This window comes from Rhizobium sp. GCM10022189 (assembly GCF_042656325.1).
Classification (GTDB): domain Bacteria; phylum Pseudomonadota; class Alphaproteobacteria; order Rhizobiales; family Rhizobiaceae; genus Rhizobium.
In genome coordinates, this window is sequence record NZ_JBHSOR010000047.1 from 765 (window position 1) to 20,210 (window position 19,446).

Genomic DNA, 19,446 nt, shown 5'->3' on the forward strand with positions numbered 1-19,446 from the left:
CGGCACCAGAACCGAAATGGCCCTCTCAATCCTCGCCTACAACATCATGCGCACCATCAACACCAAGCCGACACCCGCGTAGACGAAACACCCAATGCAAATAAGGCCCCGGTCAAAACCGAGGCCCCAAGAGGTTTTCACACAGCCTGATTGGCCGCCTTTCCGTTTTCAATGCAAGCCGCTTATTTCCGGTTGCCCATGAACTGCAGCAGGAACATGAAGAGGTTGATGAAGTCGAGGTAGAGCGTGAGCGCGCCTATGATGGCCTTGCGGCCGGCGACGTCATAACCGTCTGCCTCATAGTACATTTCCTTGATGCGCTGCGTATCGTAGGCGGTAAGGCCCGCGAAGATCAGCACGCCGATCACGGAGATCGCGAACTGCAGGGCGGACGAGGCCAGGAAGATGTTGACCAGCGAGGCGATGATCAGGCCGAAGAGACCCATGATCAGGAACGATCCCATCGCCGACAGGTCACGCTTGGTCGTGTAGCCGAACAGCGACAGCGCGCCGAAGGAGGCAGCTGTCACGAAGAAGGTCTGCGTGATGCTCGACTGCGTGTAGACCAGGAAGATCGACGACAGGGACAGGCCGACCAGCGCAGCGTAGACCCAGAAGGTCGTCTGCGCGGCTGCCACGCTCATGCGGCCGATGCGGAAGCTCAGGAAGAAGACAACCGCGAGGGGCGCAAGAATGACGACCCAGCGCAGCGGCGACTGGAACAGCAGGTTGCCGAACTGCGTCAGACGGCCGTCCTGAACGGCGAAGGTGAATGCGAAATAAGCGGCCAAACCAGTGATCGCCAGACCCAGCGCCATCAGGTTGTAGACCTTGAGCATATAAGCGCGGAGGCCTTGATCAATCACTTCGCCGGTTTGCACGCGGCTTTGGTAGTTACGAAGATCAGCCATAGTTTCCTCTTACAAGCTCCGATGGAAATACGGTGTCGGGTTCACGACCCGGGCGCCGCTGCGGAGCTCCAGCATGCCTGCTGACAATATGAGGCTTTCGCCCTTTTCAAACAAGGCCTTTGCAATCAGTCGTTCGGTTAAATCGCCGTAAGGTGAGAGGATTTGAGCCTCCCGCCCTCACAGCTCGCGCAAAACGGGTGCTGCCTTCTGCCCGAGGATGCGCCAGGTGCCGATGAGGCCGATGCCGACCGTCAGGACAAGGGCGGTCACAAGGGTCAGGCCCGCGACGTCGGGCATGAAGGTGTTGGGCAGGCGCATGATGCGGCTGACGATGAACCAGGCCGCGATGCTGCCCGCAAAGAGCGCGAAGACGGCGGTGGCGGCCCCAAGGATCAGATATTCGTAGCTGAAGGCGCGGATGAGCATGGCGCGGGTCGCGCCGAGCGTCTTCAGCACGACAGCATCATGGGTGCGTGCCCGGTTGCCGGCGGCGAGCGCTCCCGCCAGCACGAGTACCGAGGCGATCAGGGCAACGGAGGCCGCGGCCCGGATGGCGGTCGCAAGTTCGCCGACCAACTGGTTGACGATATCGATCGCATCCTTGACGCGCACACTGGTGATCGTCGGATAGGTGTTGGTCACGGATTTCAGGATCGCAGCGTCCTCGGCTTCGGTCGATGCCGGATCTGTCAAGGTCGCCAGCCATGCGTGCGGCGCGCCGCGGAAGGTGTTGGGCGAGAAGACCATGACGAAATTGATGGAGAGCGATTCCCACTCGACCCGCCGCAGATTGGCGATCCTGGCGGTGATGTTGCGGCCGAGCACATTGACGGTGACGGTATCGCCGATCTTGAGACCTAATTCATGGGCCTCCTCGGCCGAGAAGGAGACAAGCGGCTCGCCGCTGTAGTCTTTCGCCCACCATTGACCCTCGACGAGGGCCGAACTCTCGGGCAGGCTGTCCTCATAGGTGATGCCGCGGTCACCGTTCAACACCCAGCGGCCGGCGGCCGGCACGTTCATCTTCGTCACGTCCTGGCCATTGAAGGCGAGAATGCGGCCACGCAACATCGGCACTTCCACCAGCTTGCCGTTCGGCGACCGTGTACGGATCAGGTCACGGAAGGCATCGACCTCGGCGCTCTGGATGTCGACGAAGAAAAAGTTCGGGGCGCCCTCACTCATGCGACCCGTGAGCTGCCGACGGAGATTGCCGTCGATCAGCGTCAGTGTCACGAGCAGTGCAAGACCGAGGCCGAGCGAGAGCACGACGGAGGGCGTGAGCGCACCAGGGCGGTGGATATTGCCGATGGCAAGCCTCAGCGCCGGCGAGTTGACGCGCGGGCTTCTGCGCGCAAGCCAGGCGATCAGGGCCGCGACGAGGCGCAGGATGACGAAGGCGAAGATGATCGCGCCGACGAAGACCACGGCGATGAAGCGGTCATAGGCGGTCAGAACGGCAAGGCCGGCGAGGGCTGCCATGAAGAGCGCAGCCAGCAGCACATAGGGCCAGGAAGGCAGGTGGCGAGCCTCGAAACCCTGTTCGCGGAAGAGCGCGGTGGCAGGCACTTCGCGCGCATGGCCAAGCGGCAGGATGGCGAAGGCAAGCGTCGTCAGCATGCCGAAGAGGGCGGCAAGCAGCAGCGCGCCGGGATAGAGCGTCGGGTCGGTGGAAACCGGCAGGAACTGGGCGAGGAACTGCGCCGCCAGCATCGGGGACAGGGCGCCGAGCACGAGGCCGGTCAGAATGCCGCCCGCCGCGATGATGGCAATCTGGAACAGATAGATCCAGACGACGACGGCTGCCGGAGCGCCCAGGCATTTGAAGGTTGCGATCGTTGTCCGTTTGGCATCGAGGAAGGCGCGCACCGCGTTGGCGACGCCGACACCGCCCACGATCAGCGCCGTCAGGCCGACCAGGGTCAGGAATTGGGTGAAGCGGGTGATGTTCTCCGTCAGCGAGGGCGCGGCGCGATCGCTCGTTCGGATCGACCAGCCGGCCGCGGGAAATTCCCTGGAGGCGCGCGCCTGGATGCCGTTCATCGTGCGGCGGTCTTCCAGCTTGATCTTGTAGGCATGCTCGACAAGGCTGCCGGTCTGGATCAGGCCGGAGGCCTGAAGTGCCTTGCGGCTGACAACCATGCGGGGCGCGAAGCCGAAGCCTTCCGACAGCGCATCCGGCTCGGTCTTGACCGTGCCTGTGATGCTGAGCTTGACGTTGCCGAGCAGCAACTCGTCGCCGATCTGCAACCCCAGCCGCTCCAGCAGCAGCGGCGCGACGACCGCGCCGTAAGTGCCGCCTTCTCCTGATAGCAGGGAGGAGAGCGGATAATTCGGCTCTGCTTCAAAAGTGCCGTAAAGCGGATAGGCGTCGTCGACAGCCTTGACTTCGACCAGGGCCTGGTCCGAACCGTCGGGCTTGCGGGCCATGGAGCGCAGACCGGTGGAAACGGAAACCTCGCCCAAGCCGCGGAGGAAATTCATCTCCTGCGGCGTGGTCTCGCGGTTGTTCAGTTCGAAGCGGACGTCGCCGGCCAGAAGCTCCTGTCCCTGCGAAGCGATCGTATCGGTGATCGACTGCGACACGGAATTGACCGCGGCAATCGCGGCAGTGCCGAGTGCGATGCAGGCGAGGAAGATATAGAAACCTTTCAGACCACCGCGCAGCTCGCGCAAGGCCAGTCGGAAGGCGAGCGAGATGCGCGGGCTGACGATCGTCATGCAATCGCCGCCTCCGACTGGCGGACGGCACTGTCGCCTTCGATGCGGCCTGAGCGGACGCGGATCTGGCGCGAGCAGCGGTTGGCAAGGCCGATGTCGTGAGTCACCAGCAGCAGGGTCATGCCGCGTTCGGCCTGTTTGGAAAACAGGAGGTCGGCGATCTGCCGGCCCGTATCGGTATCGAGATTGCCGGTCGGTTCGTCGGCAATCAGCAGTGCAGGCGAGGGCGCAAGGGCGCGGGCGATCGCCACACGCTGCTGTTCGCCACCCGAAAGCTGGCCGGGATAGTGTTTCAGGCGCTCGCCAAGCCCGACGGATGTCAGCTCGCGCTGGGCAATCTCGAAGGGATTGGGAATATTGGCGAGCTCGAGCGGGACGGCGACGTTTTCCAGCGCCGTCATATTGGCGATCAGGTGGAAGGACTGGAAGACGATGCCGATGTTGCGGCCGCGGAAATCGGCGACCTGATCTTCGCTCAGAGCATGCAGGGGCGTGTCGTTGATATTGATCTCGCCGCTATCGAGTTTCTCCAGGCCGGCAAGCACCATCAGCAGCGTGGACTTGCCCGAGCCGGAGGGGCCGACGATGCCGACGGATTCGCCGGCGGCAATCTGGAGATCGATGCCCTTCAGCACATGCACGGAGGCCGCCGCATTCCCGAGCGTCAAATCGGCGTGTTTCAGATCGATAATGGTTTTGGCCAACAGAAATCGCCCTATATAGTTCCGTAACCGAATGGCCGCATAACGGCACCTAGCCAATCTAGGGAAAGCATTATGAGATTTAAAGTTGCCGCCCTTCACTTCGCTGTCATCGTCTTCTCTCTGGTTTTCTCGACGGTTGCGCAGGCACGCACGATCAATCTGGTCGGATTCGGCGACAGCCTGATGGCGGGCTATCAATTGTCGCCGGGAGACGGCTTTCCCGAGAAGCTGCAGGCGGCGCTGAAGGCCAAGGGGATCGACGTTTCGATTACCAATGCCGGCGTTTCGGGCGACACTACCACGGGCGGGCTTGCGCGAATCGACTGGTCCATTCCCGACGGCACCGACGGCGTCATCCTCGAACTGGGCGCCAATGATGCGCTTCGCGGCATCCCGCCGGAGCAGAGTGAAAAAAATCTCGATCAGATGATAAGCCGGTTAAAAGAGCGCGGCATTGCGGTGCTGCTTGCCGGCATGATGGCGCCGCCGAACATGGGCGCGGACTATGCCGAACGCTTTAACCCGATTTACCAGAAACTTGCGGAAAAACATGGCGTTGAACTCTATCCGTTTTTCCTCGACGGGGTGGTTCTGGATGCCGGTCTGAAGCTTGACGATGGCATGCATCCGAATGCCAGAGGCGTGGACGTGATGGTGGACAGGATGGAGCCGGCTGTCACAAAATTCGTCGAGACGATTTCTTCTGTGAAGAAATAGGGGCTTGCACAGGTTTGTAATGCGTGATTCCGTGTGAGCACCTGCAAAAGATTCGGGGAGTGCTCGTTATGCCGAGACTATTTACCGCCCTCGAAATTCCGCGCAATGCGGCGATGAGCCTGTCATTGTTGCGCGGTGGTCTTCCCGGAGCACGATGGATCGATGTGGAGAACTACCACATCACACTTCGCTTCATCGGCGATGTCGACGGACGCACGGCAGACGAAATCGTCGAGCGTCTCGATCGTATCGACCGGCCGGAATTCCAGCTCCGGCTTGAAGGCATCGGCTCCTTTGGCTCCAAGAAACCGCATTCGATCTGGGCCGGGGTTTCTCCCTCTCCGGAAATGTATGCCCTGCAGGGCGAGATCGAGCGGATCTGCCAGCGCATCGGCCTGCCGCCGGACCCGCGCAAGTTCACTCCGCATGTAACGCTTGCCCGGCTGAAATATTCCCGCGTCGATGATGTCGTTCACTACCTCGCCGGCCGCGGCAACTTCCAGACCTCGACCTTCAGCGTGCCGCGCTTCGTGCTTCTGTCGTCGCGTGAATCGGTTGGCGGCGGACCTTACCTGACCGAAGAGGTCTTCCCGCTCCACGAGCCGCTGACGGTGCCGAGCCTCTCGAGCAGTTTGCTGCAGCCGCTGAAGAGCCTGGCATAAACGAACTCGAAGTCTTCCCGGTCGCCATAATACGGATCGGGAATGTCTTCGCCGGTGCCGAGCGCGAAATCGCCGAAGAGATGGACCTTGTCTGCGTGCGGTGAACGCCGGCGCAGTTCAGCGACGTTCGAGTGGTCCATGGCGAGGATCAGATCGAAATCGTCAAAATCCTCGGGCCGTATCTTCCGGGCGCTCTGCCCGGCAATGTCGATGCCGTGGGCGACTGCGGTGGCGATCGAGCGTCGATCGGGCCGTTCTCCCTGATGCCAGCCGCCGAGACCGGCGGAATCGATGCGAAAAGCATCGCCAAGCCCCGCCTCGTCCGCCACGTGGCCGAATATTCCCTCGGCCAGCGGAGAGCGGCAGATATTGCCCATGCAAACAAAGAGGATGCTGATACGTTTCATCTGAAGATCCGGTGGAAGGCTGAAAGGAACATGGCATGAAAATGGAAAAGCTGGAAAGGCCGGCGATCGACCGGTTGCTTGGCGAGATTGCGGGCTGGACGCTCGATGATGCGGCAGGCTCGATTTCGAAGACGTTCAAATTCGCGAATTTCGTGGAAGCTTTCGGTTTCATGGCGGAGTCGGCGCTTGCGGCCGAGAAGCTCAACCATCATCCGGAATGGTTCAACGTCTATTCCCGGGTCGAGGTGAAGCTCAACACGCATGATGCCGGCGGGCTGACCGAGCTGGATTTCAAGCTTGCAAAAGCCATGGAGAAAGCCGCGGCGCGGCGGGCTGGCTGAAACGGCCGATTGAAACGGCCTTGGCCGTCACCATATGTTCGGAGCGACCAAAAGGGATATCGGGATGGACGAGGTCAAATACGGAGAAATCCTGTTGCCGGGCGACGAGGATACGCAGAATCGCCGCGAGAAGACGGTGCGACAGAAATTCTGGCCGACCTTTCGCCGCGCCGTGCGGCAGATTCCCTTCTCCCGCGATGTCGTTGCCGGATTCTATTGCGCGCTCGATCCGCAGACGCCAGCCCGAGTGCGAGGTGTTCTTCTGGCGGCCCTTGCCTACTTCGTCCTGCCGGTCGATATCGTGCCCGATATCTTTGCCGTCATCGGCTTTTCGGACGATGTCGCCGTCCTGTCGGCAGCCTTTGCGATGGTGAGGGGCAATATCCGGCCCAGCCACTACGAGGCAGCCGACCGCATTCTCGCTGACCGTTTCGAAGACGGCATGAAGACGATCTGACGCGCGTCGCGATTCTTCATATCCGCTCGCTGCGGTGGAGGCCTTTGCTCTTGCGCATGTCTTTATCGCAGAGCGGCCTGACAGTTTTGTGCGACATGGTTTAGACCTGTTCCCGCTCCAGCAGGTTTCGGAGCTTGCCAAAGGCAAGCCTGATACGCGACTTCACCGTGCCCAGCGGAAGGCCGGTCGCATCGGCGATTTCGGAATGGGACTGGCCGAGGAAAAAGGCAGCCTGCAGCAGCGCCCGCTGCTCCTCGGGCAACTGGCTGACGGCATCGCGCACCTGCGCATCGCGGTCGTCGTTGGCGACGATCTCATCGGCGCGCATCTCCTCGGGCGGCTGCAGCGTCGGGTCCTCGCTGTCGAGAATACTGACCTGGGCACGGCGCTGCTGGTCGATGCGCCGGTTGCGGGCGATGCGGAAAAGCCAGGTGGAAAGCGAGGAACGGGCAGGATCGTAGAGAGCGGCCTTATGCCAGAGAACGATCATGATTTCCTGGACGAGTTCCTCGGCCTCGCCTGATGTCATCTTCTGGCGCATCAGCCAGGATTTCAGGCGCGGCGCGAAATAGTCGAACAGGACGGAGAATGCGGACTCGTCGCGCTGATCGGCGACAGCCTTTGCGAGGGCAGCGAAACGCTGTCTTTCCTCGGCATCCATATCCCCTCACGCACTCCCTACGGCGAAGATTTTGTCCTGAATTTCCACACTTTAATGAGGTACAACGGATTTGAGAAAGGTCAAACTCTTGCCTGAATCTTTGTGTCTTAAATTCACCCGAACCGATGGCTCAGCCCATCACGGCAGAACGCGGCACCCGCGTCGCTGCCGGGTTCGGAAAGTTGACAGTCGGGCGAAAATGAAACAGGCAGATACAATTCGCAGCTATTGTTGACCATTTGGTAACCTGAATTAAGTCAAAATAAAGCAGATCGTGATTATGCGCCGCCCGCAATGATCGCTTCGGGCCTTGAACCGCAAGAACCGGCAGGAATTCCATGTTTGTAAAAAGTATCGTATCCGCTCTCGCCCTCACCATTGTCACGGCTGGAGTGGCGGAAGCACAGCAGGCGGCTCCGACCCGCATTCAGCAGTTCCAGGCATGGGGCGCTTATTCTTACAAGTCCGGCAATGCGACCGTCTGCTATGTGCTGTCTGTTCCGACCACCAAGCAGCCGGCCAATGTCGACCACGGCGACAACTTTTTCATCGTTTCCCAGCGTCCGGGGCAGAACATCTCCTATGAGCCGCAGGCGATGATGGGTTACACGGTCCAGGAAAATTCCAAGATCAACGTCACCATCGACAACAAGACCTTCGTGATGTTCACCAAGGACAAGGCCGGCTGGGTCGAGAATGCAGCTCAGGAGCCGGCACTCGTCGCGGCGATGAAGAGCGGCCATTCGATGACCGTCAGCGCCACGTCGCGCAAGGGCACCGGCACCTCCTACAGCTATTCGCTGTCCGGCATCTCGGCGGCGCTGAAGCAGATCGAAAGCTGCAAGTAAGCCGACGCCATGAAGGCAATGTTTCGAAGGCCGGCCTTGTGCCGGCCTTTGCCGTTTCCATCTATAGTGACGTGCGACAAAAATGATGCTAAAGCGGCGCGCAACTGCGGAAGGATGGCGATCTGTCGCCGCTCCGCCATTCATTTTCTGCAATCATGCGTCACCGGCCCCGTAAGTCTTCCGGCTTTCCGGGATGGTTGCCATGTTGAGTTCGGGATTAGAAAACTATGTCCGTCATGGATGTGATGACCGTCACCAAGCCTGCTCAGCGGGCGCCTCTCGGCGTTGAGCTTTCGCCGAAACCGTCGCTGATCGGCCTGACGCGGGAGGAAATGGGTGCGGCGCTGCGCGAGAAGGGTGTGCCGGACAAGCAGATCAAGATGCGCGTTTCGCAGCTGTGGAACTGGATCTATGTGCGCGGTGTCTCCGACTTCGACCACATGACGAATGTCGCCAAGGACATGCGCGAGATGCTGAAGCAGCATTTCACCATTGCCCGGCCGGAGATCGTCGAAGAGCAGATTTCCAATGACGGCACGCGCAAGTGGCTGTTGCGCTTCCCGCCGCGCGGCGCCGGCCGTCCGGTCGAGATCGAGGCCGTCTATATTCCCGAGGAAGGCCGCGGCACGCTGTGCATTTCCAGCCAGGTCGGCTGCACGCTCACCTGCTCCTTCTGTCACACCGGCACGCAGCGGCTGGTGCGTAACCTGACGGCCGAGGAAATCCTCTCCCAGCTTCTGCTCGCCCGCGACCGGCTGGGCGACTTCCCGGATCGCGACGTGCCGGTCGGTGCCGTCGTACCCGCCGAAGGCCGCAAGGTCAGCAATATCGTGATGATGGGCATGGGCGAGCCGCTCTACAATTTCGATGCCGTCAAGCAGGCCCTGCTGATCGCCACGGATGGCGACGGCCTGTCCTTGTCCAAGCGCCGGGTCACGCTTTCGACGTCCGGCGTCGTGCCTGAGATTCTTCGCACCGGCGAGGAAATCGGCGTCATGCTGGCGATCTCGCTGCATGCGGTACGAGACGACCTGCGCGATATCCTCGTGCCGATCAACAAGAAATATCCGCTGAAGGAACTGATCGAAGCCTGCCGGAACTATCCGGGGCTGTCGAACGCGCGGCGCATCACCTTCGAATATGTGATGCTGAAGGACGTCAATGACAGCCTGGAGGACGCCAAGGGGCTGATCCAGCTTCTGAAGGGCGTGCCGGCGAAGATCAACCTCATCCCCTTTAACCCGTGGCCGGGAACAAACTACCAGTGTTCCGACTGGGCGCAGATCGAGAAGTTTGCCGATTTCATCAATTCGGCCGGTTACGCTTCGCCGATCCGCACGCCGCGCGGTCGCGACATTCTTGCGGCCTGCGGCCAGCTCAAGTCGGAATCCGAGCGCATGCGCAAGACCGAGCGACTGGCCTTCGAGGCGATGATGATCGCCAACCACGGCGCCGACGACTGATCAGCAAGTTTGATCCTCATTACAACTCTGCGCGATTGATTAACGGGGACGCTTTTCCTAAAAGTGCCGCCAAAATCATCCTGGAGGACACCCATGCGCTCAATTCTTCTGGCCTTTGCCGCAACTCTGGCTCTGACGCTGCCGGCCAGGGCCGATGACGTCACGGTTGCCGTAACCGCGATCGTCGAGCATCCGGCCCTCGACGCGGCGCGCAACGGCGTGCGCGATGCGCTGGCGGCTGCCGGCTACAAGGAAGGCGAAAACCTCAAGTTCGTCTTCGAATCCGCGCAGGGCAATCCCGCAACGGCCGCCCAGATCGCCCGCCAGTTCGCCGGCGACGAGCCCAATGTCATCGTGCCGATCTCGACACCGTCGGCGCAGGCCGTCGTTTCGGCGACCCGCGATATCCCCGTCGTCTTCACGGCCGTGTCCGATCCGCTCGGCGCGCAGCTTGTCAAGAACATGGACAAGCCGGGCGGCAACGTGACCGGCCTTTCGGACATGTCGCCGGTTGGCGAGCATATCGCGCTCATCAAGGAAATCCTCCCGAACGTGAAGACGATCGGCTACCTCTACAATTCCGGCGAGGCGAATTCGGTCTCGCTATTGGCTGCGCTGAAGGCCGAAGCCGAAAAGGCCGGCATCACGATCGTCGAATCGGCCGCGACGAAATCCGCCGAAGTGCAGGGTGCTGCCCGTGCTCTCGTCGGCCGCGCCGATGCCGTCTACATTCCGACCGATAATACGATCATTTCGGCGCTTGAAGGTGCCGTCGCGGTTGCCGAGGAAAGCAAGCTGCCGCTTTTCACCGCGGATACGGATTCCGTCTCGCGCGGTTCGATCGCAGCCCTCGGCTTCAACTACTACGATGTCGGCAAGCAGACCGGCGAGATCGTCGTTCGCGTGCTGAAGGGTGAAAATCCCGGCGATATCGCGGTGAAGACTGCGGCCGGCAGCGACCTCGTCATCAACAAGGCCGCTGCGGCCAAGATGGGTGTCACCCTGCCGGAGAGCGTCGTTTCGCGCGCCAACAAGGTCATCGAATAATCGGCTGTCGTTCCAAGGTCTTAGTCAGGATCAGCCGCTCCCGTTTGCACGGGGGCGGCTGAATATATTAAAAGGCTGCGGTTTCGCGACGGGCGGAACGGAAACAAAAAGGGGCTGAAAGCCTTGAGCCAAATCGCATTCTGGGGGGCCGTCGAGCTCGGCCTGGTCTATTCCTTCGTCGCTCTCGGCGTCTATCTTGCCTTCCGCGTCCTCGATTTTCCGGATCTGACGGTGGACGGTTCCTTCCCGCTCGGAGCAGCCGTGACCGCCGTGCTGATCATCGCCGGCGTCAACGCGTGGCTCGCAGCGCTGATTGCGATGGGCGCAGGGGCTGCAGCCGGCATGGTGACGGCGCTCCTCAACGTGCGCTTCAGGATCCTCAATCTTCTCGCCTCGATCCTGACGATGATCGCACTCTTCTCCGTCAATCTGCGGGTCATGGGCAAGCCGAACGTTGCGCTCATCAACGCCGATACGATGATCAGCCCTTTCTTTGGTCATGGGCTCCGGGACTTCTATGTCCGGCCGCTTTTCGTCGGGGTTCTGGTGGTCGCGGCCGTCATCGTCGTCTGGCGTTTCCTTGAGAGCGATGCCGGGCTTGCGATGCGTGCAACGGGTGCCAACGCCCGCATGGCACGAGCCCAGGGGGTCGATACCAGCCGGCAGATCTATCTGGGCATGGCGATTTCCAATGCACTGGTGGCGTTTGGCGGCGCGCTCTTTGCGCAGACCAACGGGTTTGCCGATGTCACCTCGGGCGTCGGTACCATCGTCGTCGGCCTTGCCGCCGTCATTATCGGCGAGACATTGCTTGGCCGCCGCGGGCTGCTGATTGCGCTTGTCGGATGCGTGTTCGGCTCGATCATCTATCGCATCGCCATCCAGCTGGCGCTGTCGAGCGATGTCATCGGCCTGCAGGCCTCCGACCTTAATTTTGTGACGGCGGTTCTCGTGACTGTCGCGCTCATTCTTCCCCGCCTTCGCGGAGGTGCCGCATCATGATCAGCGTCAAGGACATCAAAGTCGTCTTCGGTCGCGGCACGCCGCTGCAGAAACAGGCGCTGAACGGCGTCAGCCTGACGATCGAGGAAGGTTCCTTCGTCACCGTCATCGGTTCCAACGGCGCGGGAAAATCGACATTGCTCGGCGTGCTCGCAGGCGATGTCCTGCCGAGCGAAGGCTCGGTGCTGATCGGCAAGACCGATGTTACGCGCAAGTCCACGTCGGCACGCGCCGGTCTGGTCGCCCGCGTCTTCCAGGACCCGCTGACGGGAAGCTGCGGCGCGCTGTCGATCGAGGAAAACCTTGCGCTTGCCGCCCGCCGCGGGGAGAAGCGCGGCCTTGCTCCGGCGCTCGGCGGCAACAGGCGCGATTATTTCCGGGAACGGATTGCCGAGCTGAATCTCGGTTTGGAAAACCGGCTGAAGGACCGTATGGATCTTCTGTCCGGCGGCCAGCGGCAGGCGGTTTCGCTCGTCATGGCGACGCTCGCCGGTTCGGAGGTGCTGCTGCTCGACGAGCACACGGCGGCACTCGATCCGGGCATGGCGGAATTCGTGATGAACCTCACGCAGAAGATCGTTTCCGAGCGCAAGCTGACGACGATGATGGTCACGCACTCGATGCGCCAGGCGCTGGACTACGGCCACCGCACAATCATGCTGCATGGCGGCGAGATCGTTCTCGACGTTGCCGGCGACAGCAGGAAGAACCTGCAGGTCGAGGATCTGATCGCCATGTTCCGCAAGATGCGCGGCCAGACGCTTGACGACGACGCCCTGCTGATCGGCTGACCGGGCCGCGTCGCAATCTTCGGATCGCCACGCGCTTCAGGTCTTCGTTTCACCCATGTCGTGCAGAACCGCCGCGCGCTTCTGCGCGACATGCCTAGCGTGCCTGGGTAAGCAGGATCTTGGCGGCGAAGACCGAAAAGACGCCGGCAAACGTATAATCCATGCCGCGCAGCACCTTCCTGTTGTTCTGCAGCCAGCTCGACAGCCAGTCGGCCGCCATGACGACGGCTGCGTTAACCGGCATGCCGATGACGATGAAGCAGAAGCCGAGGAACAGCAGCTTGTGAGTGACGGCGGGATCGTTAGCGCTGACGAACTGCGGCAGGAAGGTCATGAAGAAGATGATGACCTTCGGGTTCAGGAGGTTGACCCAGAAGCCCGAGGAAATGTTCGACAGGATCGTGCCCTTCGGGCCTTCCACCTTGGCGACGGTCAGCTTCGAGCCGTAGCGGATCGCCTGCACGGCCAGCCAGAAAAGATAGGCCGCACCACCGGTTTTCAGGATGAGGAAGGCGGTCGGCGAGGCGGTGATCAGCGCAGAGATGCCGAAAGCGACCAGCATCGTGTGCACGACGATACCAAGGCTGGTGCCGAGGACGACGAAGAGGGCCGCCTTCTTGCCCTGCGCCAGGGCACGGCTGATCGACAGCGTCATGTCGGGGCCGGGAGTTGCCGCCAGCAGCAGCGTGGCGGCGGCGAAGGCGACAAGCGTCGGAAAGCTCGGCAGGAAATCCATGGTCTACTCTGAAAGCCGGAAAAGATCTGACGATGTCTTACCCGGCTTTCAAAAAATTACCAATCAAACCTTCTGATGGCGCCGATTACTTCTGTTCGAGGAAGGCCTTGAACTTGTCGGCATAATCCTTGTGCCAGCGCGACAGGGGCGGGCGGTTCTCGATGATATCGCCGATTGCCCAGGCCATGCGGCGCTCGTCCACGGGACGGGCGACGTCGTTGTCCGGGCAGAGGATGTAGAAATCGCCGCGCTCCAGGCTTTCGACCATGAAGTCGACGGTCTGTTCCGGCGTCCAGGCGCCGGCAGGCTTTTCGAGGCGGTCGCCCTTGGTGAGGCCGGTGAAGACGAAGCCGGGAATCAGAAGATGCGCCGATATCTGTGAGCGATCGGTGTTGCGCAACTCGTGTTCGAGCGCTTCGGTGAAGACCTTCACGCCGGCCTTGGAGACGTTGTAGGCGGGGTTTCCGGGCGGCGTCGTGATACCCTGTTTGGAACCGGTATTGATGATGAGGCCGGGTTCGCCATGAGCGATCATGCCGGGGCCGAAAACTCTGGTGCCGTTGATGACGCCGAGGAGATTGACGGCGAAGATATTGTCCCAATTGGCCTGGGCGCTGAAGATCGAGGTTTCCGGGCCGATACCGGCGTTGTTCATCAGCACATGCACGCGGCCGAAGCGCTGGATGACGGCGCGCTCAAGTGCCTCGATCTGTTCTTTCTGGGAGACGTCGGTTTCAACGGCCATCACATGTTCCTGACCGGCGATCGCCTCCAGCTCGGCGCGGGCATCTGCCAGCCTGTTGCCGCCGAGATCGGCAATGACAACGCTCATGCCGGCCCTGGCAAAGTACTTTGCGGCGGCAAGGCCGATGCCGGAAGCGCCCCCGGTGATGACGGCAACATTGGATTTCTTGAAAATGGCTTGAATATTCGTCACGGGACTGGCCTCTCCTCTCAGCATTGTTCGGACGATGCCGAATATGGGCTGCCGTTTGCCACTGTCAAACCCTATCGGCCCTTATCGGCCCGGTTGCTGTCCTCGTTGCCCTTGCGTCACGCGCCAATCTCGCTAAAAGTGCCGCGATACCGGGCCTTGCGGGTTTGCCGCGGCCTCTATGCAACGGATCTCATCATCATGGCATCATACAAAGACGTGAAGAAAGTCGTGCTCGCCTATTCGGGCGGCCTCGATACCTCGATCATCCTGAAGTGGCTGCAGACCGAGCTCGGCGCTGAAGTCGTCACCTTCACGGCCGATCTCGGCCAGGGCGAAGAGCTGGAGCCGGCGCGCAAGAAGGCCGAGATGCTCGGCATCAAGGAGATCTATATCGAGGACGTGCGCGAAGAATTCGTGCGCGATTTCGTCTTCCCGATGTTCCGTGCCAATGCCGTCTACGAGGGCGTCTATCTGCTCGGTACCTCGATCGCCCGCCCGCTGATTTCCAAGCACCTCATCGATATCGCCAAGAAAACCGGCGCCGATGCGATCGCGCACGGCGCGACCGGCAAGGGTAACGACCAGGTTCGTTTCGAGCTTTCGGCCTATGCGCTGAACCCCGATATCAAGATCATTGCGCCGTGGCGCGACTGGGCCTTCAAGAGCCGTACCGAACTGCTCGAATTTGCCGAGAAGCACCAGATCCCGGTTGCCAAGGACAAGAAGGGCGAGGCCCCCTTCTCGGTCGATGCCAACCTGCTGCACTCCTCTTCCGAGGGCAAGGTTCTGGAAGATCCGGCGCAGGAAGCGCCTGAATACGTGCATATGCGCACGATCTCGCCGGAAGCTGCGCCCGACAAGGCGACCATCATCAAGGTCGGTTTCCGCAAGGGCGATGCCGTCTCCATCAATGGCGTCGAAATGTCTCCGGCCACGCTGCTCGCGACGCTCAACAATTACGGCCGCGACAACGGCATCGGCCGCCTCGACCTCGTTGAAAACCGCTTTGTCGGCATGAAGTCGCGCGGCGTCTATGAAACCCCCGGCGGCACGATCCTGCTGGCGGCGCACCGCGCCATCGAGTCGATCACGCTCGACCGCGGCGCTGCCCACCTCAAGGACGAGCTGATGCCGCGTTATGCCGAACTGATCTATTACGGGTTCTGGTTCTCGCCCGAACGCGAAATGCTGCAGGCCCTCATCGACAAGAGCCAGGAGCATGTCGAAGGCGAAGTGACGCTGAAGCTCTACAAGGGCAATGTCATGGTCATCGGCCGCGAGAGCGAAAAGTCGCTCTATTCCGACAAGCTCGTTACCTTCGAAGACGACCAGGGCGCTTACGACCAGAAGGATGCCGCCGGCTTCATCAAGCTCAACGCGTTGCGGCTGCGCACGCTCGGCAAGCGTAACCTGAAGAAGTAAGCCTCCTCGGATTGATCATCCATAAAGGCCCGCCGGTTTGAATTGCCGCGCGGGCCTTTTCTTGCCGTTTGATGCGCTGCCGACGCACGGCTTGACGCGGCAGGGGCATTGCATAAGCTGGACCTGTCATCACTGGAGCCTCTCCATGCCGCTTTCCCTGCTTCTCGGCGCCTTTCTGGCGGCGCTTTTCTATGTGCTCATCCCCGGTCCGGCCTTCCTGCAGCTCCTCGGCATCGGCGCCGGGCAGGGCCGCAAGGCGGGCGCTTTCTTCATGATGGGGCATCTCGTCGGCGATCTCGTCTGGTCCGGACTGGCTCTGGTTGCGATTGTCGGGGCCAAGACGATCGGCACCTTCGTCTTCGACCTGCTTGGGCTCGCCTGCGGTTTCTACCTCGCCTGGATCGGCTGGAGCGCCGTCAACGCCAGGCCGAAAGCCGGAGGGCAGGCGCTGCTGGTCGTGGAGCGGCCGTTCCGGCGCGGGCTGATTTTCGGCGTCACCAATCCGAAGGGTTATCCGGTGGCGCTTGCCACTTTCACCGCGCTGGTCGCGGGTTCGGCAAGCGCGCTCGATTTTGAAGCCCTGCCGATGTTGCTCAGCATTTCCTTCGTGGGCTTCGTCACCGCTGACGTCATCCTGATCGGCATCATCGGCGCCGGCGTCGTTCGCCGTTTCTACCGCGCCCATGAACGGCTGATCGTACGCTGCTCGGGGGTGCTCTTCATGGGCTTCGCCGTGCAGGCGCTGTGGCACGCCACACCCGGCCTGCTCGGCTGGCGCAAAGCCTGATCAGGCCTCGCTGGCAAGGAAACCGACGACCGATTTCAACGTCTGAACTTCGTTCGGGTCGCCGATCGACATGGCGATCTGAAGCTGGTTCTTGTAGTAGTCCAGGAAATTGAAGCTCGTGCCGTCCGTGACATTGGAGAGATCGATGACATTGCCGCGCGGATCGATCGCGTGCATGGGCAGGGGCTCGGATATCGCTGCAAAAGTATTCGGATCGATCAGGCCGTTGTCAAAGCTCTGGCGCGCATAGCTGCGCAATTCACCCGCGCTGACGGCTGTGAAATCGATCGTCTTGCGGCTGTCGAAATCTTCGATCTGAAATGAGCCCTGAGCGACAGTCTGTTTGGGCTCGATGGTAATATCAGCGGTCTTCGAACTTTTTGCGTTATTGTTTGTATTATTTTTGAATAGCAAACTCTGAGAAGACCGCAGGGAAAAAATTTCCATGCGCATGTCCTCTTACTTGAAGATTAAGGGGAAACTAGCGTCTTGGGCTGATTCGCGTCAATCGTTAACGATTGGTTAATTTTTATGTATCAATTCTTGCCCACAAGATTTAGCGGGGCGAGCAAAAGTCCAAGCCAACCACATATCAATTCTGTGGCGACCTTCCTATATTACCGATCCACTTGCCGGCATAAAGGACTCTCATATGTCTTCTCCCACTCCATTTAATCAGGCACTTGTCAACTGGAATGGCCTTCACGGCCTGCCGCGTTTCGATGCGGTTGCCGATAGCGATTTTGCCGCCGCCTTTGAAGCTGCCCTTGCCTCGCACGAACGGGAGATCGACGAGATCGCCGGCAACGGGCAAGAGCCGACATTCGAGAATACCATCGTTGCGCTCGAAATTGCGGGAGACGAGCTGTCCCGTGTTTCGGCACTCTTCTGGAACCGGGCGGGCGCTCACACCAACGAGGTCATTCAGGCGCTGGAGCGGGACATCTCGCCGAAGATGTCGCGGCACTATTCGAAGATCGGCATGAATGCCGATCTCTTCAAGCGCATCGACGCGCTCTGGGAGGCGCGCGAAACGCTTGGCCTGACACTGGAGCAGACGCGCGTGCTGGAGCGGCACTGGAAAGGTTTCGTCAGATCGGGCGCAAAGCTGCCGAAGGCGGAGCAGGAGAAGCTTGCGGCGATCAATGAAAAGCTTGCCGGCCTCAGCACCAGCTTCGGGCAGAATGTGCTTGCCGACGAAAAGGGCTGGTCGCTGATCCTCTCCGCAGAAGAGGAGCTTGCCGGCATTCCCGATTTCCTGCGCGACGCCATGGCAGCGGCCGCCCGCGAACGCGGCGAGGACGGCAAATATGCGGTGACACTTTCACGCTCGATCATCGAGCCCTTCCTGACTTTCTCCGAACGCCGGGATCTTCGCGAGCAGGCTTTCAAGGCCTGGGTGGCGCGCGGTGAAAATGCCGGCGCTACCGATAACCGCGGCATTATCCGTGAAACGCTTGCCCTGCGCGACGAAGTGGCAAAGCTCCTCGGATACGGTAATTTCGCAGAGCTGAAGCTCGACAACACGATGGCAAAGACACCCGAGGCCGTAAACGACCTGTTGCGCGCGGTCTGGGCCAGGGCGGTGAAGCGCGCCCGTGAGGAGGAAGCCGATATTGCCGGATTGATTGCCGCCGAGGGCAAGAACCATGAGGTCATGCCTTGGGACTGGCGCCACTATGCGGAGAAGATCCGGGCACAGCGGTTCAGTTTCTCCGAAGCGGAGCTCAAGCCCTATCTGCAGCTCGAAAAGATCATCGCCGCCTGCTTTGACGTTGCCGGCCGGCTGTTCGGCATTCGCGCCATCGAGAAGAAAGGCATCGCCGCCTATCACCCGGATGTGCGGGTCTTCGAGATCCGTGACCGGGACGACAAGCTGGTCGCGCTTTTCCTTGGCGATTATTTCGCCCGCAGTTCGAAGCGTTCCGGCGCCTGGATGAGCGCCTTCCAGTCGCAGCACAAGCTCGCGCTGAAGAACGGCCATCATGGCGAGTTGCCGATCATCTACAATGTCTGCAATTTCGCCAAACCCGCCGAAGGCAAGCCGGCGTTGCTCTCGCTCGACGATGCGCGCACGCTGTTCCACGAGTTCGGCCATGCCTTGCACGGCATGCTCTCCAACGTCACCTATCCCTCGGTGTCGGGAACGGCCGTCTCTCGCGATTTCGTGGAACTGCCCTCGCAGCTTTACGAACACTGGCTGACGGTTCCCGATATCCTGAAGGAATATGCGGTGCATTTCGAGACCGGGGCGCCGATGCCGCAGGCGTTGCTCGACAAGGTGCTGGCCGCCCGCACCTTCAATTCCGGCTTCAACACGGTGGAGTTCACCTCCTCGGCGCTGGTCGACATGGCCTTCCACACGCGTGATACGGTGGACGATCCGATGGCCGTACAGGCCGAGGTTCTCTCCGAAATCGGCATGCCGAAATCGATCGTCATGCGCCATGCCACGCCGCACTTCCAGCATATCTTCTCCGGCGGTTATTCGGCCGGCTACTATTCCTACATGTGGTCGGAAGTGCTCGATGCCGATGCCTTCGCCGCCTTCGAGGAAACCGGTGACGCCTTCAATGGGGAAATGGCAAGGAAGCTTCGGGAGAATATCTATTCGACCGGCGGTTCCGTCGATCCTGAAGACGCCTACAAGGCGTTCCGCGGCAAGCTGCCGAGCCCGGATGCGATGCTGGTCAAGAAGGGGCTTGCGACCTTCGAGGAATTGACAGGCAGCGACGCTTAAGACAGTTTGATGACATGGAGCCAAGCGGCATGGTGGACGCCATGCCGCAGCTTTCGCGTGCCACCCCCTTTCGCAAACGCGAAAAAAACGGT

General features: G+C 60.8%; 20 protein-coding genes. 12 read left to right on the plus strand and 8 right to left on the minus strand.

Going from position 1 to position 19,446, the window contains the following annotated elements:
- Nucleotides 1–182: 182 nt before the first annotated feature.
- The 3 genes from ACFPWW_RS20030 to ACFPWW_RS20040 form a co-directional block, all read right to left on the minus strand.
- Entirely contained in the window at nucleotides 183–911 is a 729-nt protein-coding gene (locus ACFPWW_RS20030) for a Bax inhibitor-1/YccA family protein (RefSeq protein ID WP_377313046.1), read from the minus strand.
- Nucleotides 912–1,088: 177 nt separating this feature from the next.
- Complete coding sequence (locus ACFPWW_RS20035; protein ID WP_377313047.1) at nucleotides 1,089–3,632, minus strand: ABC transporter permease; 2,544 nt, start codon at nucleotides 3,630–3,632, stop codon at nucleotides 1,089–1,091.
- Nucleotides 3,629–4,336 carry an ABC transporter ATP-binding protein gene (locus ACFPWW_RS20040; RefSeq protein ID WP_112756477.1) on the minus strand — a complete coding sequence of 236 codons (708 nt, stop codon included), beginning with the start codon at nucleotides 4,334–4,336 and terminating at the stop codon, nucleotides 3,629–3,631. Before ACFPWW_RS20040 ends, ACFPWW_RS20035 begins: the two co-directional genes overlap by 4 nt.
- 72 nt (nucleotides 4,337–4,408) lie before the next feature.
- On the opposite strand from ACFPWW_RS20040, the gene ACFPWW_RS20045 reads away from it, so the two are divergent.
- Both ACFPWW_RS20045 and thpR read left to right on the plus strand, forming a co-directional pair.
- Nucleotides 4,409–5,053 (plus strand): arylesterase, encoded by a 645-nt coding sequence (locus ACFPWW_RS20045; RefSeq protein WP_112572924.1) that lies wholly within the window; start codon nucleotides 4,409–4,411, stop codon nucleotides 5,051–5,053.
- A 68-nt stretch (nucleotides 5,054–5,121) separates the two neighbouring features.
- A complete protein-coding gene (gene thpR / locus ACFPWW_RS20050) occupies nucleotides 5,122–5,715 on the plus strand; it encodes an RNA 2',3'-cyclic phosphodiesterase (RefSeq protein WP_112572922.1) in 594 nt (197 codons plus the stop codon).
- Here the strand turns inward: thpR and ACFPWW_RS20055 are convergent.
- Complete coding sequence (locus ACFPWW_RS20055; RefSeq protein ID WP_377313048.1) at nucleotides 5,622–6,122, minus strand: low molecular weight protein-tyrosine-phosphatase; 501 nt, start codon at nucleotides 6,120–6,122, stop codon at nucleotides 5,622–5,624. The genes thpR and ACFPWW_RS20055 overlap by 94 nt on opposite strands.
- A gap of 35 nt (nucleotides 6,123–6,157) precedes the next feature.
- On the opposite strand from ACFPWW_RS20055, the gene ACFPWW_RS20060 reads away from it, so the two are divergent.
- Both ACFPWW_RS20060 and ACFPWW_RS20065 read left to right on the plus strand, forming a co-directional pair.
- Nucleotides 6,158–6,463 (plus strand): 4a-hydroxytetrahydrobiopterin dehydratase, encoded by a 306-nt coding sequence (locus ACFPWW_RS20060; protein ID WP_112756479.1) that lies wholly within the window; start codon nucleotides 6,158–6,160, stop codon nucleotides 6,461–6,463.
- 64 nt (nucleotides 6,464–6,527) lie between these two features.
- Nucleotides 6,528–6,920 (plus strand): YkvA family protein, encoded by a 393-nt coding sequence (locus ACFPWW_RS20065; RefSeq protein WP_377313049.1) that lies wholly within the window; start codon nucleotides 6,528–6,530, stop codon nucleotides 6,918–6,920.
- 100 nt (nucleotides 6,921–7,020) lie between these two features.
- Here the strand turns inward: ACFPWW_RS20065 and ACFPWW_RS20070 are convergent, their stop codons facing one another.
- Entirely contained in the window at nucleotides 7,021–7,581 is a 561-nt protein-coding gene (locus tag ACFPWW_RS20070) for a sigma-70 family RNA polymerase sigma factor (protein WP_377313050.1), read from the minus strand.
- A 338-nt stretch (nucleotides 7,582–7,919) separates the two neighbouring features.
- Here ACFPWW_RS20070 and ACFPWW_RS20075 point away from each other — a divergent pair, with 338 nt between their 5' ends.
- The 5 genes from ACFPWW_RS20075 (at nucleotide 7,920) to ACFPWW_RS20095 (ending at nucleotide 12,732) form a co-directional block, all read left to right on the plus strand.
- Complete coding sequence (locus ACFPWW_RS20075; protein ID WP_112572914.1) at nucleotides 7,920–8,429, plus strand: invasion associated locus B family protein; 510 nt, start codon at nucleotides 7,920–7,922, stop codon at nucleotides 8,427–8,429.
- A 227-nt stretch (nucleotides 8,430–8,656) separates the two neighbouring features.
- Complete coding sequence (rlmN, locus tag ACFPWW_RS20080) at nucleotides 8,657–9,892, plus strand: 23S rRNA (adenine(2503)-C(2))-methyltransferase RlmN (protein ID WP_377313051.1); 1,236 nt, start codon at nucleotides 8,657–8,659, stop codon at nucleotides 9,890–9,892.
- A 93-nt stretch (nucleotides 9,893–9,985) separates the two neighbouring features.
- Nucleotides 9,986–10,939: an ABC transporter substrate-binding protein gene (locus tag ACFPWW_RS20085; protein ID WP_112704806.1), complete on the plus strand. Its 954-nt coding sequence runs from the start codon at nucleotides 9,986–9,988 to the stop codon at nucleotides 10,937–10,939.
- 123 nt (nucleotides 10,940–11,062) lie between these two features.
- Nucleotides 11,063–11,941 carry an ABC transporter permease gene (locus tag ACFPWW_RS20090; protein WP_112756483.1) on the plus strand — a complete coding sequence of 293 codons (879 nt, stop codon included), beginning with the start codon at nucleotides 11,063–11,065 and terminating at the stop codon, nucleotides 11,939–11,941.
- Nucleotides 11,938–12,732, plus strand: a complete 795-nt coding sequence (locus ACFPWW_RS20095) for an ABC transporter ATP-binding protein (protein WP_112572906.1) — start codon at nucleotides 11,938–11,940, stop codon at nucleotides 12,730–12,732. The genes ACFPWW_RS20090 and ACFPWW_RS20095 overlap by 4 nt, the downstream gene beginning before the upstream one ends.
- A gap of 94 nt (nucleotides 12,733–12,826) precedes the next feature.
- On the opposite strand, the gene ACFPWW_RS20100 is transcribed toward ACFPWW_RS20095, so the two are convergent.
- Complete coding sequence (locus tag ACFPWW_RS20100; protein ID WP_112704808.1) at nucleotides 12,827–13,468, minus strand: LysE family translocator; 642 nt, start codon at nucleotides 13,466–13,468, stop codon at nucleotides 12,827–12,829.
- A gap of 85 nt (nucleotides 13,469–13,553) precedes the next feature.
- Complete coding sequence (locus ACFPWW_RS20105) at nucleotides 13,554–14,405, minus strand: SDR family NAD(P)-dependent oxidoreductase (RefSeq protein WP_112756487.1); 852 nt, start codon at nucleotides 14,403–14,405, stop codon at nucleotides 13,554–13,556.
- A gap of 198 nt (nucleotides 14,406–14,603) precedes the next feature.
- Here ACFPWW_RS20105 and ACFPWW_RS20110 point away from each other — a divergent pair, with 198 nt between their 5' ends.
- Both ACFPWW_RS20110 and ACFPWW_RS20115 read left to right on the plus strand, forming a co-directional pair.
- Nucleotides 14,604–15,827: an argininosuccinate synthase gene (locus ACFPWW_RS20110; protein WP_112572933.1), complete on the plus strand. Its 1,224-nt coding sequence runs from the start codon at nucleotides 14,604–14,606 to the stop codon at nucleotides 15,825–15,827.
- Between the two features lie 145 nt (nucleotides 15,828–15,972).
- On the plus strand, nucleotides 15,973–16,614 hold the full coding sequence (locus ACFPWW_RS20115) for a LysE family translocator (RefSeq protein WP_377313052.1): 642 nt from the start codon (nucleotides 15,973–15,975) through the stop codon (nucleotides 16,612–16,614).
- Here the strand turns inward: ACFPWW_RS20115 and ACFPWW_RS20120 are convergent, their stop codons facing one another.
- Complete coding sequence (locus ACFPWW_RS20120; RefSeq protein ID WP_377313053.1) at nucleotides 16,615–17,061, minus strand: hypothetical protein; 447 nt, start codon at nucleotides 17,059–17,061, stop codon at nucleotides 16,615–16,617.
- Nucleotides 17,062–17,266: 205 nt separating this feature from the next.
- Between ACFPWW_RS20120 and ACFPWW_RS20125 the strand changes: the two genes are divergently transcribed.
- Nucleotides 17,267–19,354 (plus strand): M3 family metallopeptidase, encoded by a 2,088-nt coding sequence (locus tag ACFPWW_RS20125; protein ID WP_377313054.1) that lies wholly within the window; start codon nucleotides 17,267–17,269, stop codon nucleotides 19,352–19,354.
- Nucleotides 19,355–19,446: the final 92 nt, after the last annotated feature.